Origin of the sequence: Streptomyces sp. E-08, assembly GCF_049913095.1 — a bacterium.
Taxonomy (GTDB): Bacteria; Actinomycetota; Actinomycetes; order Streptomycetales; family Streptomycetaceae; genus Streptomyces.
In genome coordinates this window covers 7194362-7218003 of the sequence record NZ_CP183971.1, presented here as the reverse complement: position 1 = coordinate 7218003, position 23642 = coordinate 7194362, and the positions used below count along the sequence as shown (strand labels likewise).

Here is a 23642-nt window from a genome sequence, read left to right as displayed (position 1 = left end):
TCACAAAGCTTCGGGGAGTTACGGAAGATGACCGGTCAAGACCAGACAATCATTCACGATGTCCCGGTAAACGTTGCTCAACAGCCCAACCCCTACCCGCTCTTCGAACGCATCCGTGAGCACGGAGTCGTCCAGCGCGTGCGGCTGAATCCCACTCTTGAAGTCTGGATGGTCACGGGTTACGACGAGGCGGTCGCCGCGCTCACCGACCCGCGCCTCAGCAGCAGTCCCGTCGGGGTCAACGGGCTGGAGGAGGAGATGGCCCACCAGGAGCGCACCAACGTCCTGATGGCCAGCATGCTGGTGGCCAACGGCGAGGACCACACCCGGCTGCGCAACCTCGTCTCGAAGGCCTTCACCTTCCGCCGCGTGGAGGCGCTCGCGCCCCGCGTCCAGGCGCACACCGACGCCTTCCTCGACGCGATCGCGAAGCGCGGATCCGCCGACCTCGTCTCCGAGTTCGCACTGCCGCTGCCGATGGCGGTGCTCAGCGAGCTCATCGGCATCCCGGCCGAGGGACAGCCGGACTTCGCCCGGCTCGCGGTCGGTCTCATCATGCCGCCCAACACCCCCGAGCGACTCGCCAAGGGGGCCGTGGCCCGCGCCGAACTCACCGAGTTCTTCGAGCCGTTGATCGCGGCGCGCAAGGCGGACCCCAAGGACGACCTGCTGAGCGCGCTCTGCGCCGCGCAGGCCGAGGAGAAGATCAGCGACCGCGAGCTGACGGCCATGGCCATCCTGCTCACGCTCGCCGGCCACGAGACGACGGCGAGCCTCATCGCGAACGGCGTCCACGCACTGCTGCGTCACCCGGAGCAGTTCGCCGCGCTGCGCGACGACCCCTCGCTGCTGCCCGGCGCGATCGAGGAACTCCTGCGCTTCGAGGGCCCGGTGAGCCGGGGTGTCGCACGCTTCACGGTCGACGCGTACGAGATCGGCGGCGTCACCGTCCCGCCCGGCGAGATGATCATCATCGGGCTCGCCGCGGCCAACCGTGACCCGGCGCGATACGACCGCGCCGACATCCTCGACGTGGCACGCCGCGAGGTGCCGCAACAGCTCGCTTTCGGCCATGGTGTGCATTTCTGCCTGGGCGCCCCGCTGGCCCGCGCGGAGGCCAGGATCGCCATCGGCACCCTGCTGCGGCGCTTCCCCGACCTCCGGCTCGCCGACCCGGACGCGGACCTGAGCCGCCGCGAGGGCATCCTGCGCGGCATGGCGACGCTGCCCGTGACCTTCACGCCCGAGTCCTGACCGGCGGCGACGGACGAAAGGACACAGGCACATGGGAACGGCTTCCGCCCCCGCGGAGTTCGACGAGATCGCCCCGGGGTACGACGAGTCGCGCGGCGGTACGGAACGGGCGGCGGGCTTCGCCGCGATGCTGGCACCGCTGCTCGACCCGGGCCGCCCGGTGCTCGACGTCGGCGTGGGCACCGGCATCGTCGCGGCCGAACTGACCGCGCTCGGACACACCGTGCACGGGCTCGACCTCTCGCCGGGGATGCTCGCGCGGGCACGGGCCCGGCTGGGGGCGCGGGTGGCGGTCGCCGACGCCTGCCGCCTGCCGGTGCGGACCGGATCGGTGGACCAGGCGGTGTCGACCTGGCTCCTGCACGCGGGACCCGACAACCGGGCCGTCATGGCCGAGGTGGCGCGGATCCTGCGGCCGGGCGGACGCTATCTGGTGATCCCGGCGGGCGGAACGCGCCCGACGGACGACATCGGCGTCCTCGTCGGGGAGTTGGAGGACGCCCTGGATCCGGAGGGCAGCCGCCGCGACGACCCGGACCGGCTGGCCCCGATCGCCGCGGCCCACGGCCTCGTCTACGAGGGGACGGCCTCGGAGCGCCCCACGTCGTTCGAGGTGTCGCCGCGGGCGATGGCCGCGTCACTGACGCGCGGTCTGTTCACCGGGGCGTGGGCGGTGGGCGGTGAGGCGACCCGTCTGGTCGACGAGACCAGGTCGCGCCTGCTCGCCCTGCCCGACCCGGACGGCCCCCGGGTCAGGCAGGGGGCGGACGTCGTCCTGACCTTCACCCGCCGGGCCTGACGGACACGCCCACCCACTGTGGCCATGCGTTCCGCCGGGTCGGCGCCCGCCCCGTTGTGGGCAATCGTTCCGCGAGGGCGGTGCCCACCCGTCCCGCCCCGCGGGACGATTGCCCACACGGGCAGCGGGCGAAGGCCCGGCCGGACGCGGGCACGCGGGTGGCCGGCGCGCCGCCCCGCCGGGAACGGACGGCCCACAGGGCCGGGGCCCGTCAGACTCGGCCGCGCAGCGCCGCCGCGTAGGCCTCGTCCGGGTCCAGGCGCCGCAGCTCCTCGGCGATCAGCTCCGCGGTGGTCCGGACCTTCAGGGCGAGGACCCTGCTGGGCTGGCCGGGGATGGCGAGCCGCGCGACCGGGCCCTCGGGCCGGTCGATGCGGATCTCCCCGTCGGTGGTGCCCATGCGGACGGCCGTGACGACGGGCCCGTCGGTGACGACCCGGTCGACGGGGACGCCGAGCCGGACCTCGAACCAGCGGGCGAGGAGCTCGGCGCTGGGGTTCTCCGCCTCGCTCTCGACCGCGGCGGAGGTGACGGCGAGCGGCGCCTGGTCGAGGGCCGCGGCGAGCATCGAGCGCCACGGGGTGAGCCGGGTCCAGGCGAGGTCGGTGTCGCCGGGGGCGTACGAGGCGGAGCGCTTCTCCAGGGCGGCGAGGGGGTCCTCGACCGCGTACATGTCGGTGATGCGGCGCTGCGCGAGCGAGCCGAGCGGGTCCCGGGAGGGCACCTCGGGGGCGTCGACGGGCCACCAGACGACGACGGGGGCGTCCGGCAGGAGCAGCGGCAGGACCACGGAGTCGGCGCGGGCGCCGAGTTCGCCGTAGAGCCGGAGCAGGACCGTCTCGCCCGAGCCGGCGTCGGTGCCGAGCCGGACCTCGGCGTCGAGGCGGGTCTCGTACCGCTCCCGGGGGGTGCGGGCATGGCGCTTGATGACGACGAGGGTGCGGGAGGGGTGTTCCCGGGAGGCCTCGTTGGCCGCCTTGACGGAGTCGTAGGCGTTCTCCTCGTCGGTGACGACGAGGAGGGTGAGCACGGCGCCGACGGCGGGGGTGCCGACGGCCCTGCGACCCTGCAGGATCGCCTTGTTGATCTTGCTGGAGTCGGTGTCCGTCAGATCGATCTTCATGTGCGGCGCCCGTCCCTTCCTCTGCGGCGAGCCTAACCCTCCCGCGCGGCCCCCGTGTGCGGGTCCCCCCCTCGCGCGGTCTACTCCGGTTCGGCGGAAGCCTGTTCCTGGGCGCGGCGGCCGACGACGGCCGCGGCGGCGATCGCCGTGCCGACGAAGGCGGTGACGACCACCCAGGGGCGGTCGAGGACGTGTCCGGTGGCGTGGTCCAGGGAGTAGCGTCCGGCGCCCGCGATGCCGATCGCGGCGGCGGTGAAGCCGAGGAAGGCCGGGTACTCGTAGCCTCCGCCCTGGGCGAAGAAGCCGGCCGGGGCGTGCACGGCGACGGCCCCCGCCATGGCTCCGGCCGCGGCGGCGCCGGCGGCCGGGGTGGCGAGGCCGAGGGCGAGGAGGACGCCGCCGCCCGCCTCGCCGAGTCCGGCGGCGATCGCGCTCTCCCGGGGCGGGTGGAAGCCCATGGCCTCCATCCCCTTCGCGGTGCCCTCGATGCCGCCTCCCCCGAACCAGCCGAGGAGCTTCTGCGTGCCGTGCGCGGCGAGCACGGCACCGGTGCCGACCCTGAGCACGAGCAGCCCGAGATCGCGTCGGTTGGGGTGGGCCATGGGTTCTCCAGATGCCGTCGGCGGTGGCGTACGCCGTCCACTCTCGTCCGGATCGCTCCCGGTCGCCCTCCGAAGCCCACACCGAATAGGCCACTTGAGTCATGTTTTGCGGCGTTTGCCCACTGTTGCTTGACTGAGTGGGCTTTCGCCCCCGAGGGAAGTGGGTACGCATGTCCGCCGAGTCCACCGAGACCGCAGCGCTGCGGGAGAAGGTCCGGGCGCTGATGCCCCGGGCGAAGGAGGACCTGACCGCGCTGGTGGCGATGCGCTCGGTCGCCGACCCGCGCCAGTTTCCGCCGGAGGAGTGCGCCAGGACCGCCGACTTCCTCGTACGGGCCTTCACGGAGGCCGGACTGCGGGACATGCGCCGGGTGACGACCCCGGACGGCACGGACGCGGTGGTGGGTCACGCGCCGGGGCCCGAGGGGGCGCCGACGGTGCTGCTCTACTGCCACTACGACGTGCAGCCGCCCCTCGACGACGCGGCCTGGCGGACCCCGCCCTTCGAACTGACCGAGCGCGACGGGCGCTGGTACGGGCGCGGCGCCGCCGACTGCAAGGGCAACATCGCCATGCACCTGACGGCGCTGCGCGCGCTCGGCGGGCCGGAGGGCCGGGGCTTCCCCGTGAACATCAAGTTCGTGGCCGAGGGTTCGGAGGAGCAGGGGACGGGCGGCCTGGAGCAGCTCGTGCCGCTGCAACCCGAGCTCTTCGCCGCCGACACCCTGCTGGTCTGCGACACCGGCAACTTCGCGCTCGGCCTGCCCACCACCACCACCTCCCTGCGCGGACTCACCAACGTCGTCGTCACCGTCTCCACCCTCAAGGGCGAGATGCACTCGGGCATGTTCGGCGGCCCGGCGCCCGACGCGCTGGCGGCGCTCGTCCGGATCCTCGACGGCCTCCGCGACGAGCACGGCAACACGGTGGTCAAGGGACTCGCCGGCGACGGAGTCTGGGACGGCGTCGCCTACCCGGACGAACAGTTCCGCACCGACGCGGGCGTCCTGGACGGGGTGTCCCTCGTCGGCACGGGCTCGGTCGCCGACGAGCTGTGGGCCCGGCCCGCCGTCACCGTCCTCGGCATCGACTGCCCGCCGGTGGTGGGCTCCTCGGCCGCGATCCAGGCGAAGGTACGGGCCAGGGTCAGCCTGCGCGTGCCGCCGGGGATCGACGCGGACGACGCCCGGCGCGCGCTCACCGACCATCTGATCTCGGCCGCCCCGTGGGGTGCCCGGGTGGAGGTGGAGCCGGAGAGCGTCGGCCAGCCCTTCCGGGCCCGCACCGACGGACCCGCCTACCGGGCCCTGGGCGCGGCGCTCCGCGAGGCGTACGGGAAGGACATGGTCCAGTCGGGGCAGGGCGGGTCGATCCCGCTGTGCAACGTGCTCGCCGCGCACTTCCCGGAGGCGGAGATCGCCCTGATCGGGGTCGAGGAACCGGGCTGTCTCATCCACGCGCCGAACGAGAGCGTGGACCCCTCCGAGATCGAGCACATGGCGCTGGCCGAGGCCCTCTTCCTGCGCTCCTACGCCGCCCCGCTCTGAACCGCCGACACCCGCAACGAAAGGACCGGTTGCGTCCCATGACACAGACTCACGGCAGTCCGCACGACCGCTCCACCCGGGCGGAGGTGCCACCCGGTCCGCTGGGGATGCTGGCGGGCTTCGCCTGGCAGGCCCTGCTCGTCGCCGGGCTCGTCTCGCTGGTCCTCGGCGTCCTGGTCCTGGCCTGGCCCGAGGCCACCCTGAAGGTGGTGGGGGTGCTCTTCGGCGTGTACCTGCTGCTCAGCGGCGTGGTGCAACTGGTCGCCGCCTTCGGCACGCACGCCACCACGGCGCTGCGCGTCATGGCCTTCATCAGCGGCGCGCTGTCGATCCTGCTCGGTCTCTTCTGCTTCCGGGGCGCGACGCAGTCGATCCTGCTGCTCGCGCTGTGGATCGGGATCGGCTGGCTCTTCCGCGGCATCATGCAGGCGGTGGCGGCCGCCTCCGACCCGGCGACCCCGGCGCGCGGCTGGCAGATCTTCCTGGGCATCGTCAGCGCGCTCGCCGGAATCGTGCTGATCGTGTCCCCGCTGGAGTCGGCGGCGGTGCTCACGGTCCTCGGCGGCATCTGGCTGCTCGTCGTCGGTGTGACCGAGAGCGTCACGGCCTTCATGGTCCGGTCCCGCGCCAAGGACCTCCCGGCGGGCGCCTGACCGTCCCTTCCCCGGCCGACCTCCCGCCGCCCGCCCGGTCTCCGGGCGGGCGGCGGGCGTTCTTGACGGGTGCGCTACATTTTGCCGGTCCTTGACCACCGATCCCCCGCGATCGCGACCCTTCGGAGCCGGCACTTCATGAGCGACATCGTCAACGGCCTCGGCCGGGCCGGCGCCTACGGCGCCCTCGGCGTGGTCCTGCTGATCCTCGGCATCGTGCTCGTGGACCTGCTGACCCCCGGCAAGCTCGGGCGCCAGATCTGGGAGGACCGCAACCGCAACGCCGCGACGCTGCTGAGCTCGGCGCTCCTCGGCGTCGGCGGCATCGTCTTCACGTCGATCTGGACGACGTACGACGACTTCGGCAAGGGCCTCGTCTCGACGGCCGCGTTCGGTCTGCTCGGCCTGGTGATGATGGCGGTGGCCTTCCTCGTCGTCGACCTGGTCACGCCCGGGAAGCTGGGCGCCACGCTCGTCGCCCCCGAACCGCACCCGGCGGTCTGGGTGACCGCCTCCTGCAACCTCGCGGTCTCGGCGATCGTCTCCGCCTCGATCGCCTGATCCCCGCCCCGCGTCCGGCCCTTCAGGACTCCAGCGGCTCCACCTCCAGGAAGCGCCGGCCGCGCGGCCCCTTGTAGAGCAGGGCGTCCCAGCCGAGCCGCGCCAGGACCGGCACGCACGCCCCCAGGGCCGCCGTCTCCTCCCCGGCGGCGCCCGCCCCGGGCGGGCCGAGCCACTCCACCACGGCCGTTCCGGGACGCTCCCCCGCCGTGACCCGGTACCCGGTGGAGAGCCGCGCCCCGGAGGGGTCCACGGACGAGGGCGTGATGCCACCGGACTCCAGGGCGAGGGCCACCGCCCGGACCGGCCGGCGGCGCTCCCAGTCGGCGGGCACGGCCCTCGGGTCGCCGCCCCGGAGCAGGGTCAGCCGTCTGATCTGGAGCAGCCCGTCGACGGCCGCGCGGATCTCCCGCGACCGCTGCTCGGCCCCGTCGGGGGGAAGCGGCGGCCCGTCGCCGGTGGCCGCCTCGAACACGCCCGGGCCGCTGCCCGCGCCGGTCGTCACAGCAGCCGCCGGATGTCGCCGCGGACCCGGTAGAACCCGCCCGCGGCCGGGTGCAGGGCATCCACCACGTACCGCGCGCCGGGCTGCCGGATCGCGCGCGGGAACTGCACGTTCCACGCGGAGTCGTACCCCTGCGAGACGACCCGCACCCGGGTCCTGCCCGCCTCGGTCACGCACTCGACGACCACCGAGCCGGCCGGGGCGTCGCTCACGGCGGTCACGGCGGTCACGGTCGTCGCCGGCTCGTACACCGGCAGGGCCGCGGCGAGCTTGACGTCCCGCGCGACCGGCACCGTGCCCCGCTGGGCGGCCTCGATCGCCGCCTCGCTGGCGTCCACGCAGACCAGCGAGCCGTCCGTGGTCACCAGGTAGAGCCGCTCGTCCCGGTACTGCATGGAGAGCGCCGAACCGCCGCCCGTGCCCAGCTTCCACAGCCGGGTGCCGTCCTCCGCGAAGCAGTAGACGGAGGACGCGGAGTCGGCCGCGAAGACGAACCGGCCGCCGGGCGAGGTGGCGCAGGAGTACACCGGGCTGTCGCAGGAGTACACCGCCTCCACGCGCCCGTCCCTCTTCGCGATCCGCTGCACCTTCTTGCGGGACGTGCCCGCGTACACCGCGGTGTCCTCCTGCCAGCCGAAGAGGACCCCGCCCTCGGTCGCCGTGTGCCACAGCTCGCCGCCACCGTCCGGCGCGTGGGCGGCGACGCCCCGTGTGTCGCCGTAGTAGACGGCGTCCCCGTCGGCGCGGACCATCCACGCGTGCTCGCCGGCGCCGGAGCGCGCCCACTGGTGTTCGTCCTCGTGGTCGATGACCGTGAGCCGGCCGGAGCGGTCGGCGACGTGCAGGACGCCCTCGTGGATGTCGAGCCAGAAGATGTCGACGTCGGTGGCGATGTCGTACGCGGCGAAGGGCAGCTTGGACGACAGGTCGTACACCTTGCCGTCGTCGCAGCCCGCGTAGATCCAGAAGTCGTCGGCCACCAGGCACTTGACGCCGTCCGGCAGGCTGAACCGGGCCTGGACCTCGCCGGTGCGGTCGAGCGTGAACACGTCCCCCGCCTGGTTGCCCACCCAGCAGCGCTCCTCGTCGACGTGGATTCCGAAGGCGGCCGAGCCGGTGCGGAAACGCCACAGGACGGGGGCGACGGCCCGCGCGGTGGAGGGCGCGGAGGTGACCTCGCGGCGCGTCACGGGGCGCGCGGCGCGCTGCCCCGGGACCGCCGGGGCGTATCCCTTGCGGACCTTCTCGCCGATCTTCTTCGCCGCGGCGGCCTGGGCCTTCGCCGCCGTCGGGAACGTGGAGCGCTGGGTCTGGCCGTCCGAGCCGATCCGGCCGTAACGGACCGACACCGCGAGGTCCTCGACGGTCACTTCGTAGAACTTGTGGGCACCGCCGCCGTCCTGCGACAGCTCCAGATAGGTCGTCGTCGTCATGGTGAAAACGGTAGGGGCCACCACTGACAACGGCCCGCGGTGAGGCTTTGGCCCAGGGGACCAAAGGCCCGGACATTCAGGACCTTCGTAGTGGCATTCCGGACATTCACCCCTGTGACCATGGTGCGTGAAGATCATCCGACGAGCCGTCACCCCACGAACGGCCGGAAGGGCCTCATGACCGAGCTGCAGAAACGGCCCCTGCCCGTCCGCGTCCGCCGGCACACGGACGGCATACCGATGAACGACCTCTTCCGGTCGGACCCGTCTCGACCCGACCCGTCTCGGCCCGACCCGTCTCGGCCCGACCCCTTCCGGACCGACCCGTCCCGCCCCACCCGGGCCCTGCCCCGCTCGGGCGAGGAGACGGCCGGGACTCCCACCGCGTCCGTCACCCTGCCCCGCCGGCCGCCGCCCGACGAGCCCGATCTGACGGAGCGTCCCGGCACCGCCCTCCCCGGCTGGGTCGCCGTCGCCACCGGTCTCACCGCACTCGCGGGCGTCGCCTCCGCCCTCTGGCGGGCCCGCCCGCTGCGCACGGCCGAACTGCCGCCGTGGCAGTGGGCCGCAGTCGCCGGCTGCCTCGTCGTCGCCGTCGTCTCCTTCGGCGGTCTGACCCGGGGCCGGACCGGATCCGCCTGGGTGCTCTCGCTCTTCGGCCGCTACCGGGGCAGCGTCCGGCGCACCGGCCTCGTCTGGATCAGCCCCTTCGTCCTGCGCCGCCGGATCGACGTACGGCTGCGGCACTGGCGCAGCGAACCCATCGCCGTCGTCGACGCGGAGGGTTCGGCGCTGCGTGTGGTGGTCCTGGTCGTGTGGTCGGTGCGCGACACGGCCCGCGCGCTGCTCGCGGTCGACGACCACCTGGGCTATCTGCGCGAGCAGGTGGAGGCGGCGACCGCGCGCGTGCTCTCGCAGCTGCCGGCGGACGCCTTCCGGGGCGACGCGCCGACCCTGCGGGACGCCGAGGCGGTCGGCGACGCCCTGACCCGGATGCTGGCGGCCGAGTGCCGGCCGGTCGGCGTCGCCGTCTTCTCCGCCCAGCCCACCCGTATCGAGTACGCCCCCGAGGTGGCCGCCGCCATGCGCCGGCGGCAGATCGCCGTCCTCGACGCCAAGCACCGGGACTCCGTCCTGACCGGTGTGATCGACGCCGTGGACGACACCGTCACGCGACTGACCACGCGCGGGCTCGTCGAGCTCGACGACTTCGAACGCCAGGCCCTGGTCAAGGACCTGACCGTGGCCTTCTACACCCGGAGTGGCGGCCGGGCCGAACCGCATCAGGAGTGAGGATCATGCAACCCCACGACGAGGCCCCCGAGTTCGACGTGCCCGCCTTCACCGACGAGATACCCGCGGGCTGCGCGTGCGCGGGCTGCGTGGACGCCGCCCGGGCCGGCCGGGCACCGGGCGGGCCGCGCGTCCTGCACGGCGTGCGCCGCGCGGTGGTCGCGACCGTGGGCGTGGTCGCCCTGACGGGCGCCGGCGCGGGACCGGCCGCCGCCGAGCCCGCCCCGGCGCACGCGGGCTGGGACGGCTCCCGGTACTGGTTCCGGAACGCGGCCGGCGAGTGGCGCTGGACCAGTCACCACGCCACGTACGCGCAGCGCACCGGCACCCCGGGAGGCACCGGGCGGCAGTCGGCGACGGGCGGCGGCGAGCGCACCCGGGAACCGGTCTTCCACGGCCGGCGGGGGTGGGACCGGGAGTCCCGGGTCTACTGGTACCAGTCACGCGGTCACTGGTACTGGACCCGTCACGCCTGGAAGTACGAGCAGCGGACGGGCCGCCCCGCGCACCCCCCGGCGCCGTCCACCCCCACGGCGCCGTCCGGTTCCTCGCGGGGGTGGACGGCGCCGGTCTCCTCGTACGTCTTCACGGGGTACTACCGGCAGCCCGGCTCCTGGTCGAAGGGCTACCACACGGGGCAGGACTTCGCGGTGCCGTCCGGCACGACGGTCCGCGCGGTGGGCCCCGGCCGGGTGGTGACGGCCGGGTACAACCGCTCGTACGGCTACGAGGTGGTGATCCGCCACCCGGACGGCCGCTACAGCCAGTACGCCCACCTCTCCCGGATCGACGTCTCGCCCGGGCAGAGCGTGTCGGGCGGGCAGCGGATCGCGCGGTCGGGGGCGACCGGGCGGGTGACGGGTCCGCACCTGCACTTCGAGGTGCGGACCACGCCGTACTTCGGCTCGGACGTCGACCCGCTGGCCTATCTGCGCCGGCACGGGGTGTCCGTGTAGCGGGGCTCCGGTCAGGCCTCGACGCGGTCCGTCGCCGCCCGCCGGTTCTCCTTGACCGTGATCCGGCCCTTGCGGATCGTGGCCAGTCGGGGGGCCCGGCGGGCGACGGCGCTGTCGTGGGTGACCATCACGAAGGTCAGCTTGTGCTCGTCGCAGAGCCCTTCGAGCAGGTCCACGATCTCGTCGCGCATCGACTCGTCGAGGTTGCCGGTGGGTTCGTCGGCGAGCAGCACCTTCGGCCGCTTGACCAGGGCGCGGGCGATGGCCACGCGCTGCTGCTGGCCGCCGGAGAGTTCGGACGGCAGGTGTCCGAGGCGCTCGCCGAGCCCGACCGACTCCAGGGCCTCGGCGGCCCGGGTGCGGCGCTCGGCGGCCTTGACGCCGAGCGGGACGAGCGCGGTCTCCACGTTCTCCTGGGCGCTGAGCGTGGGGATGAGGTTGAAGCTCTGGAAGACGAATCCGATGTTCTGGCCGCGCACGGCCGTCAGCCGGCGCTCGGACAGCGAGGCCAGGTCGGTGCCGTCGAGCAGCACCCGGCCCGAGGTGGGGCGGTCGAGGCCGCCGAGCATCTGGAGGAGGGTCGACTTGCCGCCGCCCGTGGGGCCCTGGATGACGAGCCGGTCCCCCTGGTCGAGGGTGAGGTCGATCCCGGCGAGCGCGTCGACTCTCGTCTGTCCCCGCCGGTACTGCTTGGTGACGCCGATGAGTTCGTACATGGTGGGACTCCTGTGGTCCGTGGGGGTGTGTTCGGGCGGCCGGCGCTATTCGACGCGGCGCAGCGCGTCGGCGGGGCGCAGCCGCGAGGCGCGCCAGGCGCCGAAGGCGCCCGCGACGAGTCCGCCGCCGAGGGCGAGGAGGACGGCGAGACCCACGGTGGTGACGCTGACGGGGGCCGTGAGGGCGATGTCGACCGTCCTGCCGACCGCCGTACGGGCTCCGCCGGGGCCGCCGCCGAAGCCCGTGCCGCCGCGTCCGCCGCCGAACCCTGCGCCGCCCGCGCCGAGTTCGGCGGTCAGGGTCGGGCTCGCGGCGGTGACGGCGTACGCTCCGGCGAGGCCGACGGCGATACCGAGGGCGCCGCCGATGACGCCGTTGACGAGGGCCTCGCCGACGACCTGGCGGGTGACCCGGCCGCTCTTCCAGCCGAGGGCCTTGAGGGTGCCGAACTCGCGGACGCGGCGGCCGACGGCGGCGGAGGTGAGGAGTCCGGCGACGAGGACGGCGGCGAGCAGCACGGCGTACGAGAGCCACGTGCCGACGTCGGAGGCGAGGTCGGAGGCGGTGTCGAGGGAGCCGGAGACCGTCTGCGCGAGGTCGGCGGAGGTGGTGACGGTGGTGCCGGAGACGTTCTTCTGGATGGCGGTCTTGACGGCGTCGATGCGCGTCGAGTCGGTGGCCTTCACGTAGATCGTGGTGACCTTGCCGGCGGAGCCGGAGAGGGTCTGCGCCTGCTTGAGGGGCAGGTAGACCTGGGCGGCGGACTGCCCGCTGTCGGCGGTCGCGATGCCGACGATCTCGAACGTGACGCCCTTGACGGTCAGTTCGCCACCGACGGAGAGGTCCTTCTCCTGCGCGTAGGCGCTGTCGACGACGGCGACCTTCGCATCGGTCTCGGTGGTCCTGAAGGGGCGGCCGGTGGAGACGGTGGAGGTGGTGAGGGGCCCGAGGCCGGGGGCGGTGACGTCGGTGCCGTAGATCGTGAAGGAGTCGACGTCGAAGGCCGCGCCGCCGCCGGTCACGGTGTCGCCGGGGCCGCCGGTCCCGCCGCCCGGGCCGCCGCGCCGGGTCTGGCCGTCCTGGCCCTGCTGGATCTCACCGCGCTTGAACTCGCCGTTGATCTTCAGGTCGACGAGGCTCAGACCGCCGACGGCCTGGTCGACGCCCTGCTGCTTCGCGACGGTGCCGACGGTGGAGTCGGCGAGGGTCTGGAAGCCCTGGACCATCAGCCGGTCGCTGCTCTGCTCCTTGCCGTCCTCCTTGCCCTGGAACTCGAACCGGGGCCGCTGGGGCTGCGCACCGGCCTCGGGCCGCTCCTGCGCCTTGGTCACCGTCAGGTCCGTACCGAGGCCGTAGAGGGATTCCAGGACCTTGCCCTGGGCGCGGCTCATGCCGGAGGACACGGAGTTGACGACGATGACCAGCGCGATGCCGAGCGCGAGCCCGGAGGCGACGACGAGCGCCGCCCTTCTGCGACGGCGCAGTTCGCGCCGGAGGTAGGTGAAGAACATGGGCGCGAAGCTAGGTGCGGGACGTGATGACGGGATAAGGCCGTCGTGAGAGCGGGATGAGAGCGGTGCGCCGGTACGCTCGGGCGCCCGGCGGCCGGGTCGGCCCCCGTCAGGCGCTCACGCGCTCAGCTGTTCGGCGGCGCGTACGCCAAGGGGTCGGCCAGGACGGCGTGGAGGATCAGGGCCGCGGCGCCGCGCGACGCGTCCGTGGCGGCGGACGCCGGGCGCAGACGCGCCGCGTCCGGCGTCCAGAGCCCGGAGACGACGCGGGCACAGAGCTCCTCGGTGAGGGCCGGTGCCAACCAGGGCATCAGGTGCGGATAGATGCCGCCGAGGACGACGGCCTCGGGGTCGAGGAGGTTCACGGCCCCGGACAGGGCGCGCCCCAGCATCCGGCCCGCCTCGGCGAGGGCGGTGAGGACGTTCGGTTCCCCGGCGCCGGCGCGGCGCGCGAGGTCCGGGACGCCGGTGGCGTCCGCCGAGGCGAGGAGGGCGGCCTGGCCGGCGTACTGCTCCAGGCAGCCGCGGGAGCCGCAGCGGCAGCGCGGTCCGTCGGCGTCGACGACGAGGTGTCCGATCTCGCCGGCGAAGCCGTGGGCGCCGCGCAGGAGTTCGCCGTGGACGACGATCGCGCCGCCGACGCCGATCTCCCCCGTGACGTGCAGGAAGGTGCGGATCCCGCCGAGGGAGCCGGACCACAGCTCGGCGAGGGCCGCCATGTTGGCCTCGTTGTCGGAGGCGAGGGGGAGGCCGGCGGTGCCGGGGCGCAGCGCGGCGAGGGCCTTGCCGAAGAGGGCCTCGGCGGGGACCTCGTTCCATCCGAGGTTGGGGGCCTGCCTGACGGTCCCGTCGCGGACGAGCCCGGGGAGCGCGAGTCCGGCGCCGGCCGGGGCGAGGCGCAGTCCGGCGGCCTCGTCCAGGGCGTCCGCGGCGATGCGCGCGGCGCGGGCGAGGACGTCGGCGGCGGGGGCATCGCGGTTGTCGAGGTGCTCGGTGCGGCGGACGCGGTCGGTGCCGTTCAGGTCGACGACGCGGACGGTGACGTAGTCGACGTTGATCTCGACGCCGAGGCCGGCGGGTCCGGTGTCGGCCGGTGTGAGCACGGTGCCCGGGCGTCCGGCCTGGCCGCTGAACGTCTTGCCCTTCTCGACGAGGAAGCCGAGGTCGAGGAGTTGCTCGACGAGGGAGGAGACGGCGGGGCGGGTGAGCCCGACCCGGGCCGCGACCGCGGCGCGGGTCGTCTCGCCGGCCTCGTGGACGGTCCGCAGGACGAGGCTCAGGTTGTGCCGGCGCACTCCCGACTTGTCGGCCTTGGGTCCCGTGGGCTGGTTCATGGTGAGCGAGAGCCTAGTCGCCCCATTCGCTCACATGAAACAGTTCGGTGACCGAACCATTTTGCGCTAGGCTCCGGCCATGACGCTTCCGCGCGACTACCGCGGTCAGACCTGTGCCCTCGCCCGCTCGATGGAGATCGTCGGCGAGCGGTGGACGCTGCTGATCCTGCGCGACGCCTTCTACGGGGTCCGCAGGTTCGGCGAGTTCGCCGCGCACCTGGGCGTCCCCCGGGCCGTCCTCACCGACCGGCTCGCCACCCTCACCGAGGCCGGCGTCCTGACACGCCGCCCCGGCGAGGGCACGGGACGCCGCGAGGTCTACGGGCTCACGCCCAAGGGCGTCGCGCTCTGGCCGGCCGTCCGCGCGCTCACCACCTGGGGCGAGGAGTTCTACGCGGCGGGGGGCGGCCCGCGACGGGTCTTCCTGCACGCGGCGGACGAGTCCCCGGTCGCACCGGACGGGCTGTGCACGGGCTGCGGCGCGGCCGTGCCCGTCGAGGACCTCCTGGTCGCCCCCGGCCCCGGGCTCGCCCCCTCGGCCCCGGACGACGACCCGGTGACGGCGGCACTCGCCCGGCCGCACCGGTTGCTCACCCCGCTGCTCCCCACCGCGCCCTCGGGGCGCTCCACGAAGGGTTCACCCTGATGAAGATCCTGGTCGTCGGCGCCGGTGCCACCGGTGGCTACTTCGGCGCCCTGCTCGCCCGCTCCGGCGAGGACGTCACCTTCCTGGTCCGCCCGGCCCGTGCCGCGGCGCTGCGCGAGCGCGGGCTGCGGGTCGTGGGCCGGGACGGGGAATGGACGGTGGAGCCCCGTCTCGTCACGGCCGACGAGCTGCTCGTCACGGCCGACGAGCTGCGCGAGCCGTACGACCTCGTGCTGCTGTCCGTGAAGTCCACCGGCCTCGACCGGGCGATCGAGGACGTGGCGCCCGCCGTCGGACCGGACACGGCCGTCATACCGCTCCTCAACGGCCTCGCCCACATCGACGCCCTCAACGCCCGCTTCGGCGCGTCGGCCGTGCTCGGCGGCGTCGCCAAGGTGGTCACCACTCTCGACGACTCGGGCGACATCCGGCGGCTCGCCCCGCTGGCCCATCTGGCCTTCGGCGAGCAGGACGCGGCGGCCGGGACCGTCTCCGCGCGCGTGGAGCGGATCCGCAAGGTCCTGGAGGGCGCGGGGATCGACGCGCCGGTACCGGCGGACGTCCTCACGGCGATGTGGCACAAGTGGGTGTTCATCACGACGTTCGGCGCGGTGACGAGTCTGATGCGCGGCACGGTCGGCGAGGTGTACGACGCGGAGGGCGGTCCTGCCCTGGGCCCGGCGGTGCTCGACGAGGCCGCCGCGGTCGCCGCGGCGGCCGGGCACCCCGTACCGGAGGAGGAGCGGGCGGCGACGCTCGCCGTGGTGTCCGCGCCGGGTTCGCCGATGGTGCCGTCCCTCTACCGCGATCTGGCGGCGGGCCGGCCCACCGAGGTCGAGCACCTCTTCGGCGACCTGACGGCGCGGGCGCGCGCCCTCGGCGTGGCGACGCCGCTCCTCGACCTGGCGACCCTGCACCTGCGCGTCCACCAGCGCCGGACCGCCGGAGCCTGACGCACCGGCACCTGACCCACCGACCCGCCGACCGCTCCCCCGCCGGAGTCCGACCCGCCGCGCGGGGGAGGAGGCGCCCCTCCCCCGCGCGGCGGAGGCGGAGCGGCCTCGGAGGCGATGCCCGGGGGCACCGCCCCACGGCAGCCTGTCTCCCATGATGAAGCTCAAGGCCCTGCCCAACGTGCCCCGCTGGGCCGTCCTCGCCGCGCACGCCGTCCCGCTGATCGTCCTGCCCTCCGGCATCTGGCGCGTCGCCCTCACCTTCGGCGCGCCGGTGGCCCGGGTGGAGGATCCGACGCTCGGCCTGGCCGCGTACCAACTCGGCCTCACGGTGCTCGCCGAGCTGCTCGCGTTCCTGACGCTGGGCCTGGTCCGGGAGTGGGGCGAGGTGTTCCCCCGCCGGCTGCCGTTCCTCGGCGGTCGCCCGGTCGGCGCGCGCGGCGCGACCTCCGCCGCGCTGGCGGGGGCGTTCGGACTCGTGGCCCTCACCTGCTGGTTCACGTACGTGGTGTACGCGGGTATCAGCGAGTACTCTCCCGTCGCCCACATCGAGGGACCGTTCCAGGAAGCCCTGCTCTACGCCTGCTACCTGCCGCTGCTGGCCTGGGCTCCGCTGCTCACGGCGGTGGCCGTCGCGTACCACCGCCGCCGGGGCCTTACGTCAACATCGTTGACGCGCTGAGCGGACGGCGGTTCGATGCTGCCGTCGAGGCGGTCCACCGCCCGGCGACGAGCCTCCGCCGCCCCAGGAAGGGCCCCACCATGACCGAACCCACCGACCTCGCCTACATACCGGCCACCGAGGCCCTGACCCGCTTCCGCGACCGCTCGCTGTCACCGGTCGAGCTGATGACCGCGGTCATCGCGCGCGCCGAGGCCGTCGAGTCCAAGGTCAACGCCCTCGCCGAGCGGACCTTCGAGCTGGCCCTCGCCGGAGCGCGCGAGGCCGAGGCGCGGTACGCGGGCAAGGGGGAGGCGCCCCGGGCGCTGGAGGGGCTGCCGGTCGCGACGAAGGAGGAGCAGCCGCTCGCGGGCCGCCGCAGCACGGACGGTTCGCTGGCCTTCCGCGACGAGATCGCCGACGAGACGCACCCGGTCGTCGAGCGGGTGCAGGCCGCCGGTGGCATCGTGCACGCGCGCACGACCACCCCGGAGTTCAGCTGCGCGGCCTTCACGCAGTCACGGCTGTGGGGCGTGACGCGCAACCCGTGGAACCTGGAGTTCAGTCCGGGCGGTTCGTCGGGCGGCGCCGGTGCCGCGCTCGCAGCCGGGGAGACGACGCTCGCGACCGGCTCCGACATCGGCGGCTCCATCCGCGTTCCCGCCTCGTTCACGGGCACCGTCGGCTACAAGCCGCCGTACGGTCGCGTGCCGGCGATGGCGCCGTTCAACCTCGACACGTACTGCCACGACGGCCCGATGGCGCGGACGGTCGCCGACTGCGCCCTCCTCCAGAACGTCATCGCGGGGCCGCACCCGCTCGACGCGGTGTCCCTGCGCCCGAAGTTCACCCTGCCGGAGCGCTTCGAGGGCGTCGAGGGCCTGCGGGTGGCGCTGTCGGTCACCCTCGGGGACTGGCCGGTCGATCCCGAGGTCGAGGCCAACACCCGCGCGGTCGCCGAGGCCCTGCGCGCGGCCGGGGCGGTCGTGGAGGAGGTGGAGGTCCCGATCACGCGGGCGGTCGTGATGGAGGCCGCGATGATCCACTTCGGCTCGGTCTTCGGCCCGTACGTCGCCTCGGTCGCCGAGGAGCACGGTGACCTGCTCACCGCGTACGCGCTCGACTTCGCCGAGCGGACCGCCGAGGCCGTCCGCGAGCCCGGAAGCATCATGCGCGGTCTGGAACTGGAGGCCTCGGTGCAGCGGACGCTCGGCGTCCTGCACGACCGCTACGACCTCCTGCTGTGCCCGACCACGGCCGTCCCCGCGCTGCGGGCCGACGACGACTACCTCGCGACCAAGGTCGTGATCGGCGGCGTCGAGCTGGACTCGTACGTGGAGGCCGCCATGACCACGGCGTTCAACATCGCCAGCCGCTGCCCGGTGCTGAGCGTGCCGTCCGGTTTCGCGTCGACCGGTGTCCCGACCGGAGTCCAGCTCGTCGGCCGCACGTACGACGACGCCACGGTGTTCCGCGCGGCGGCGGCGATCGAGGCGGCCCGCCCGTGGACCCGGCGCCCGGCGCTCTGAGCGACAGGAGGGACCTCGGTCGTCGATGACCGGCAGCGCGGCTCCCGGGAGGCCTCGGCCCGTCCTGGGAGCCCCGTGTCCCCGGCGACGGTGATCGAAGTGAGTACACGTACTCAGGTGCCGGCCGTCGGGCTTCTCCATGCTGGGGAGCCAACGCCGGACCGCCCCAGGGAGCACGCATGGACCACGCCATACAGCTGCGCACCGCCACACCCGGTGACCGCGACTGGATCCACGAACTGCGGCACCGGGTGTACGCGGAGGAGCTGGGCCAGCATCCGGTGCACCCGTCGGGGCGGTTGAGCGACGGGCTCGACGGCGACAACGTGTACCTCGTGGCCGCGCGCGGGGAGACGCGGATCGGTTTCGTCAGCCTCACCCCGCCGTGGGTCGGCCGCTACGCGCTGGACAAGTACCTGACGCGCGAGGAGCTGCCGGTCCTGTCGGAGGAGTCGCCGTTCGAGATCCGCGTCCTGACCGTCGAGGAGCGCTGGCGGTCCACCGCGGCGGCGCCGCTCCTCATGTACGCGGCGCTGCGCTGGGTCGCGGCGCGGGGCGGCCGCCGGGTGGTGGCGATGGGACGCACGGATCTCCTCGACATGTATCTCGCCGCCGGGCTGCGGCCGTCGGGGCACACGGTCCGCTCGGGCGCGGTCTCGTTCGAGGTGCTGAGCGGGTCCGTGGACGAGCTGACGAGGACGGTCGGGGAGCGTCACGGCCGGACCCTGGAGCGCCTGCGGGAGGCCCTCGACTGGCGGTTGGACGTGGAGTTCGCTCCGCGCGCGGACGGCTGCGAGCACGGCGGTGCCTTCTTCTCCGCGATCGGTACGGACTTCCGGACGCTGGCCCGCCGTCACGAGGTCGTCGCGGCCGACGTGCTGGACGCCTGGTTCCCTCCGTCTCCTCAGGTCCGCGCGGTGCTGGCGGAGGATCCGGGGTGGGCGGCGCGGACCTCGCCGCCGACGGGGGCGGAAGGGCTGCTCGCGGAGATCGCCGGGGTGCGCGGGCTGCCGGTGGAGTCGCTGGTCGTCGGGGCGGGTTCGTCCGATCTGATCTTCCGCGCGTTCGGCCGGTGGCTGACGCCGGGGAGCCGGGTGCTGCTCCTCGACCCGAGCTACGGCGAGTACGCCCATGTCACCGAGCGGGTGATCGGCTGCCGCGTGGACCGGCTCCGGCTGCGCCGGGAGGACGGCTGGCTGCTCGATCCCGCCCGGCTCGCCGCCGCGACCGCGGACGGGCGGTACGACCTCGTGGTGGTGGTCAATCCGAACAATCCGACCGGCCGCCACGCTCCCGCCGACGCGCTGCGCGCCGTGATCGAGGCCTCTCCCGCGCGGACCCGGTGGTGGATCGACGAGGCGTACCTGGGCTACGTCGATCCCGCGGAGTCGCTGGCGGGGCTCGCCGCCGTCGACCCCCGGGTCGTGGTGTGCACGTCGCTCTCGAAGATGTACGCCTTGTCGGGGATGCGCGCCGCGTACCTGGTCGCCGACCCGGACACGGCCGGGGAGCTGAGGCGCTGGACGCCGCCGTGGCCCGTGAGCCTGCCGGCCCAGCTGGCCGCCGTGACGGCGCTGCGCGACCCCGGGTACTACGCGGAACGCTGGGCACGTACCGGAGAGCTGCGACGGGCGCTCGCCGCCGAACTCGCGGAGCTCGACGGGTTCTTCTCGGTCGACGAGGGACTGGCGAACTTCCTCACCGTGACCCTGCCGCCGAACGGACCGGGCGCGGCCCGGCTGGTGCGTGAGTGCCGGCGTCACGACGTCTACCTGCGCGACCTGTCGCCGATGTCCCCGGCGTACGAGGGGCGGACCTTCCGCGTCGCCGTCCGCGACGCGAAGGAGAACGCGCGGATCGTCGCCGCGTGCCGGAGCGCCCTGGACGCGCTCCGTACGCCGGGCTCGGTGCCGACACCGGTCACGGTCGCGGCGGGTGCGCCGGGCGGCGGGGTCTCCCCGTGACGACCGCGACGACCGTCCCTGGTCTCGTGCCGTACCTCGGTGGCGCCCTGGCGGTCGGCGGGCTCGCGGTGGCGGCGACGCGGCGGCGTGAGCTGATGGTCCGCTGGTGTGTGTGGGCGCTCGGCGTACCCGTGGTCACCGGCGCCTTCTGGCTCGGGCCGCCGGGGATCGCGGTGCTCGCGGCCGTGGTCGGCGTGGTCGCGGTGGCGGAGTTCGGCGGGCTGCTGAGGCTGGGCACGGTGGACCGGGCGGTGCTCGGCGCAGCGGTCGTCGGGCTCGTCGCGGCCGCCTGGCTGGCCCCCGGGGAGGTGCTCCGGGTCGCGGCGGTCGGAGCGCTCGCGATCGCCGGGGTGCCCCTGCTGTCCGGCGACGCCGAGAACGGGCTCCGGCGGCTGGGGGCGGGCCTGCTGGGGCTCGTGTGGCTGGGTGTCCTGGCCGGTCTCGTCCCGTCGGGCGCGGTGGGCCTCGTCCTGTTCGTGGCCGTGTCGATCGCCGACATCGTCGCGTACGGCGCCGGTCGCCGCCTCGGCGGCCCCCGGCTCTCCGCGCTGTCGCCCGCCAAGCGGTGGAGCGGCACGCTGGCCGGGGCGGCGGCCGGTCTCCTGGCGCTCGCCGTGCTGTCGTCCCTGACGTGGCAGACGGCGGTGGCCGTGGCGGTCGGCGGACCGCTCGGGGACCTGCTGGAGTCGATGGTGAAGCGGGGTGCCGGGGCGAAGGACGCCGGCCGCTGGCTTCCCGGCTCCGGGGGCCTCCTCGACCGCATCGACTCCCTGCTCTTCGCCCTGGCGGTGCTGCTGGTGCTCAGCTGAAGCGTGGTGCGGGCGAAGGCGGCCGTCCGAGCGGGTCCGGGGCGGCCGCCCCACCGTCCGGCGGATCATGTGGTGACTGGTGCGGCACCGGGCGTCCTTCGCCCTGTCGTCGGTCGGCGGTGCCGGCGCGTGCTGAGCAGCGCGGTCACTCGGCGTCGAGCTGGTGGTCGGCCCAGACGTAGCTTTCGGGCAGCAGGTCGCTGATGAGGACGGTGCGGACGCGATCGCCGTGGCCGACGATGACCTTGAGGGCCGGGAAGTAGTCGAGGAGGACCTGGCGACACCGGCCGCACGGGGGAACGACCCCTCGGTCACGGTCGCCCACCGCGACGATCGTGTCCAGCTCGTAGGCGCCCTGGGCGGCTGCCGTGCCGATGAGGACCAGCTCGGCGCAGGGGCCGCCCGTGAAGTGGTAGGCGTTCACGGCGGTGACGATGCGGCCGTCCTCGGCGCGGGCCGCGGCTGCCATGGTGTGGTTGTCGCCCCGGCAGCGCGTGCGAGCGACGTGCGCCGCCGCCTGGATGAGCTCATGGTCGACGGGAGGGGTCTGCGTGCTCATTCTCTCTGCCTTCGTCCGGTGTCGTGAGACGTTGACCCGAGTGACGAGGGAACGCAAGCGAGTATCTCTTCGTCGTCATCGATCTTCCGCGCCGGCACCCGTCCGGGGACGCCTGAGCTCGGCGAGCCACGCAGCCGGCTGCTCGTCGCCGTGCGGGTAGGTGCCGCGCTCGTCTGCGGGAAGGTCGATGCCGTGGAGGAGGTTCAGCGCCCACCAGGAGATGTCACCCCGGACGAGCCCGTCGTCGGCCACCCACCGCCCGGCCCAGCGGTCGGCCTCGTCCCGGGTCGGACGGCCGTCGACGAGCGCGACGAACCGCTCTTCGATCTCGTCCAGCGTCGGCTGGTGTCTGGCCTCCATGTCGTGCGCGAGCTCGTCAGGGCCGTCCGTCGCGGCGGACGTACGTGTCGCTCGCGGTCGGCATGGAGTTGTGGGCGGCGAAGGAGTTGAAGGAGACCTTGTCGGTCTGGGCCTGCCGCAGTGCCTGCTGTTCCTGGAGTACTCCGTCGACCGTGTCGGCCCCGCCGCGGCCCCTGCGGAGCAGGGTGACGATCAGCAGGGCCCCGATGCCGCCGAAGACGCCGAACAGGATGAGTAGCGAAGTCATGGTGTCTCCCCCGTCTTTTGCCGCAGGGTAGCCCGGAGATCACTGTCGCGGACAGGGCTTTTGTCGGCCGATCTCCCGGGGACGGACGTCAGCGGAGCAGTACCGGTGTCGCCGCGGCGAGCACGGTCGCGATCCGTTCCCAGGTCTCCTCGTCCCGTGGGGCCGCGGGAAGGAGTTCTCCCGTGCCCGTGCCCCAGGCGGTGGCGAGCGCCACGGGGTCGGCGCCGGTGACGGCCGCCGCGGCGAGGGCCGCGGCGCCCAGGGCGACGAGTTCCTCGGCGGCGGGGACCACCAGGGGGCGCCCGGAGAGCCTGCGGACGGTCTCTGTCCAGGCCCGGCCGCGGGCGCCGCCGCCGATGAGGCGCAGCGGCCGGTCCCGTACGGCGGACGCGGCCGGGTCGAGGCCGCAGGCGGCGAGGAGTTCGTCGAGGGCGCGCAGGACGGTGAAGGCCGCCCCTTCGTAGGCGGCGCCCAGGATCGCGCGCGGTGCGGAGCCGTGGTGGAGGCCGGTGACGAGGCCGGCGGCGTGCGGGAGGTCGGGGGTGCGTTCGCCGTCCAGGTACGGGAGGACCACGACGCCGCCGCCCGGTGCGGCGTCCTCGCGGTCGAGGCCGAGCAGCGTGGCGAACCGGTCGACGGCGAGCGTGCAGTTGAGGGTGCAGCCGAGCGGGAGGTACGTGCCGTCGGTGGCCGCGAATCCGGCGAGTCCGGGGGCGGCGGGGCGGGCGCGGGTCGCGGCGAAGACGGTGCCGGAGGTGCCGAGGCTGACGACCGGGTGGTCGAGCAGGCCCGCGCCGCCGAGGCCGAGTCCGACGGCGGCGGCCATGTTGTCGCCGGTCCCGGCGGCGACGACGACCGTCGGGGGCAGGCCGAGGGCCTCGGCGGCGGCCGGGGTGAGGGTGCCGGCGCGGGTGGCGCCGGAGGGGGCGACGGCCGGCAGCAGGGCCGGGTCCAGGCCGAGGAGGTCGAGGACCTCCGGGTCGTAGGTGCCGGCGGCGGGGCCGTACCAGCCGGTGCCGGAGGCGTCCCCGGGGTCGGTGACGGCGACGCCGGAGAGGCGCTCGGTGAGGTGGTCGTGCGGGAGCCGGACGCCGCGCACGGCCTCCGCGCGCTCCGGTTCGTGCTCGCGCAGCCACTGCCACTTGGCGGCGGTCACGGCGGCGACGGGCACGGAACCGGTGCGTTCCAGCCAGGACGCGGGTCCGCCGAGGCGGGTGGCGAGGGCGGCCGCGTGGGGTGCGGAGCGGGTGTCGTTCCAGAGCAGTGCGGGCCGCAGGGGCCGGCCGTCGGCGCCGAGGGCGACGAGGCCGTGCTGCTGGCCGGCGACCGCGATGCCGGTGACGGAGGCCGCGGGGACGCCCGCGGCCCGTACGGCCGCGCGGACGGCCGAGGCGAGGGCGGTCCACCACTGTTCCGGGTCGCTCTCGCGCGCCCCGGCGGAGCCGGTGACGGTGTGCGGGGCGCGGCCGAGGCCGAGGAGCTCGCCGGTGTCGGCGTCCACGGCGACGGCCTTGGTGGACTGCGTGGAGCTGTCCACGCCGATCACGACGGAGCGGCTCGTGGGCACGTCCTCACCTCATCTCTCGACTCTTGGGGGCTGGCGCCAAGCGGGCCCGTCCCGTATTA

24 protein-coding genes are annotated in these 23642 nt (G+C 74.3%); 13 read left to right on the top strand and 11 right to left on the bottom strand.

The window, feature by feature from the left end:
- Window positions 1-138 precede the first annotated feature (138 nt).
- The gene (locus ACN9MM_RS33180; RefSeq protein ID WP_426367421.1) at window positions 139-1254 is read left to right on the top strand and encodes a cytochrome P450 family protein; all 1116 of its coding nucleotides are present in this window, start codon (window positions 139-141) and stop codon (window positions 1252-1254) included.
- A 31-nt stretch (window positions 1255-1285) separates the two neighbouring features.
- Window positions 1286-2053: a class I SAM-dependent methyltransferase gene (locus tag ACN9MM_RS33175; protein WP_426367419.1), complete on the top strand. Its 768-nt coding sequence runs from the start codon at window positions 1286-1288 to the stop codon at window positions 2051-2053.
- Window positions 2054-2264: 211 nt separating this feature from the next.
- Here the strand turns inward: ACN9MM_RS33175 and opcA are convergent, their stop codons facing one another.
- Window positions 2265-3176 (bottom strand): glucose-6-phosphate dehydrogenase assembly protein OpcA, encoded by a 912-nt coding sequence (gene opcA / locus ACN9MM_RS33170; RefSeq protein ID WP_426367418.1) that lies wholly within the window; start codon window positions 3174-3176, stop codon window positions 2265-2267.
- Window positions 3177-3256: 80 nt separating this feature from the next.
- Window positions 3257-3778 carry a DoxX family membrane protein gene (locus ACN9MM_RS33165; RefSeq protein ID WP_426367417.1) on the bottom strand — a complete coding sequence of 174 codons (522 nt, stop codon included), beginning with the start codon at window positions 3776-3778 and terminating at the stop codon, window positions 3257-3259.
- A gap of 170 nt (window positions 3779-3948) precedes the next feature.
- Between ACN9MM_RS33165 and ACN9MM_RS33160 the strand changes: the two genes are divergently transcribed.
- The 3 genes from ACN9MM_RS33160 (at window position 3949) to ACN9MM_RS33150 (ending at window position 6539) form a co-directional block, all read left to right on the top strand.
- Complete coding sequence (locus ACN9MM_RS33160) at window positions 3949-5325, top strand: dipeptidase (RefSeq protein WP_426367416.1); 1377 nt, start codon at window positions 3949-3951, stop codon at window positions 5323-5325.
- A gap of 38 nt (window positions 5326-5363) precedes the next feature.
- Window positions 5364-5978, top strand: coding sequence for an HdeD family acid-resistance protein (locus ACN9MM_RS33155; RefSeq protein WP_426367415.1), 615 nt, complete (start codon window positions 5364-5366; stop codon window positions 5976-5978).
- Window positions 5979-6116: 138 nt separating this feature from the next.
- On the top strand, window positions 6117-6539 hold the full coding sequence (locus tag ACN9MM_RS33150) for a DUF350 domain-containing protein (RefSeq protein ID WP_426367414.1): 423 nt from the start codon (window positions 6117-6119) through the stop codon (window positions 6537-6539).
- Between the two features lie 22 nt (window positions 6540-6561).
- Here the strand turns inward: ACN9MM_RS33150 and ACN9MM_RS33145 are convergent, their stop codons facing one another.
- Window positions 6562-7044 carry a hypothetical protein gene (locus ACN9MM_RS33145; protein ID WP_426367413.1) on the bottom strand — a complete coding sequence of 161 codons (483 nt, stop codon included), beginning with the start codon at window positions 7042-7044 and terminating at the stop codon, window positions 6562-6564.
- The gene (locus ACN9MM_RS33140) at window positions 7041-8477 is read right to left on the bottom strand and encodes a WGR domain-containing protein (protein WP_426367411.1); all 1437 of its coding nucleotides are present in this window, start codon (window positions 8475-8477) and stop codon (window positions 7041-7043) included. The genes ACN9MM_RS33145 and ACN9MM_RS33140 overlap by 4 nt, the downstream gene beginning before the upstream one ends.
- Before the next feature lie 177 nt (window positions 8478-8654).
- Here ACN9MM_RS33140 and ACN9MM_RS33135 point away from each other — a divergent pair, with 177 nt between their 5' ends.
- Complete coding sequence (locus tag ACN9MM_RS33135; protein ID WP_426367410.1) at window positions 8655-9770, top strand: SPFH domain-containing protein; 1116 nt, start codon at window positions 8655-8657, stop codon at window positions 9768-9770.
- Between the two features lie 5 nt (window positions 9771-9775).
- A complete protein-coding gene (locus tag ACN9MM_RS33130) occupies window positions 9776-10726 on the top strand; it encodes a M23 family metallopeptidase (protein ID WP_426367409.1) in 951 nt (316 codons plus the stop codon).
- Between the two features lie 11 nt (window positions 10727-10737).
- Here the strand turns inward: ACN9MM_RS33130 and ACN9MM_RS33125 are convergent, their stop codons facing one another.
- The 3 genes from ACN9MM_RS33125 to ACN9MM_RS33115 form a co-directional block, all read right to left on the bottom strand.
- Window positions 10738-11442 carry an ABC transporter ATP-binding protein gene (locus ACN9MM_RS33125; RefSeq protein WP_426367408.1) on the bottom strand — a complete coding sequence of 235 codons (705 nt, stop codon included), beginning with the start codon at window positions 11440-11442 and terminating at the stop codon, window positions 10738-10740.
- A gap of 45 nt (window positions 11443-11487) precedes the next feature.
- A complete protein-coding gene (locus ACN9MM_RS33120; protein WP_426367407.1) occupies window positions 11488-12954 on the bottom strand; it encodes an ABC transporter permease in 1467 nt (488 codons plus the stop codon).
- Between the two features lie 125 nt (window positions 12955-13079).
- Complete coding sequence (locus tag ACN9MM_RS33115; RefSeq protein WP_426367406.1) at window positions 13080-14288, bottom strand: ROK family protein; 1209 nt, start codon at window positions 14286-14288, stop codon at window positions 13080-13082.
- Between the two features lie 79 nt (window positions 14289-14367).
- On the opposite strand from ACN9MM_RS33115, the gene ACN9MM_RS33110 reads away from it, so the two are divergent.
- The 6 genes from ACN9MM_RS33110 to ACN9MM_RS33085 all read left to right on the top strand — a co-directional run bounded on the left by ACN9MM_RS33110 (window position 14368) and on the right by ACN9MM_RS33085 (window position 20850).
- Complete coding sequence (locus tag ACN9MM_RS33110) at window positions 14368-14934, top strand: winged helix-turn-helix transcriptional regulator (RefSeq protein ID WP_426367405.1); 567 nt, start codon at window positions 14368-14370, stop codon at window positions 14932-14934.
- A complete protein-coding gene (locus ACN9MM_RS33105) occupies window positions 14934-15887 on the top strand; it encodes a ketopantoate reductase family protein (RefSeq protein WP_426367404.1) in 954 nt (317 codons plus the stop codon). Before ACN9MM_RS33110 ends, ACN9MM_RS33105 begins: the two co-directional genes overlap by 1 nt.
- A gap of 154 nt (window positions 15888-16041) precedes the next feature.
- On the top strand, window positions 16042-16569 hold the full coding sequence (locus ACN9MM_RS33100; RefSeq protein ID WP_426367403.1) for a hypothetical protein: 528 nt from the start codon (window positions 16042-16044) through the stop codon (window positions 16567-16569).
- An 80-nt stretch (window positions 16570-16649) separates the two neighbouring features.
- Entirely contained in the window at window positions 16650-18077 is a 1428-nt protein-coding gene (locus ACN9MM_RS33095) for an amidase (protein ID WP_426367402.1), read from the top strand.
- 179 nt (window positions 18078-18256) lie between these two features.
- Window positions 18257-20041: an aminotransferase class I/II-fold pyridoxal phosphate-dependent enzyme gene (locus tag ACN9MM_RS33090; protein ID WP_426367401.1), complete on the top strand. Its 1785-nt coding sequence runs from the start codon at window positions 18257-18259 to the stop codon at window positions 20039-20041.
- Between the two features lie 68 nt (window positions 20042-20109).
- Window positions 20110-20850: a phosphatidate cytidylyltransferase gene (locus ACN9MM_RS33085; protein WP_426368888.1), complete on the top strand. Its 741-nt coding sequence runs from the start codon at window positions 20110-20112 to the stop codon at window positions 20848-20850.
- A gap of 145 nt (window positions 20851-20995) precedes the next feature.
- Here the strand turns inward: ACN9MM_RS33085 and ACN9MM_RS33080 are convergent, their stop codons facing one another.
- From ACN9MM_RS33080 to xylB, 4 genes are all read right to left on the bottom strand, one after another.
- Window positions 20996-21409, bottom strand: a complete 414-nt coding sequence (locus ACN9MM_RS33080; RefSeq protein ID WP_426367400.1) for a cytidine deaminase family protein — start codon at window positions 21407-21409, stop codon at window positions 20996-20998.
- Between the two features lie 75 nt (window positions 21410-21484).
- A complete protein-coding gene (locus ACN9MM_RS33075; protein WP_426367399.1) occupies window positions 21485-21769 on the bottom strand; it encodes a hypothetical protein in 285 nt (94 codons plus the stop codon).
- A gap of 16 nt (window positions 21770-21785) precedes the next feature.
- A complete protein-coding gene (locus ACN9MM_RS33070; RefSeq protein WP_426367398.1) occupies window positions 21786-22016 on the bottom strand; it encodes a hypothetical protein in 231 nt (76 codons plus the stop codon).
- Window positions 22017-22104: 88 nt separating this feature from the next.
- Entirely contained in the window at window positions 22105-23583 is a 1479-nt protein-coding gene (xylB, locus tag ACN9MM_RS33065; RefSeq protein ID WP_426367397.1) for a xylulokinase, read from the bottom strand.
- Window positions 23584-23642: the final 59 nt, after the last annotated feature.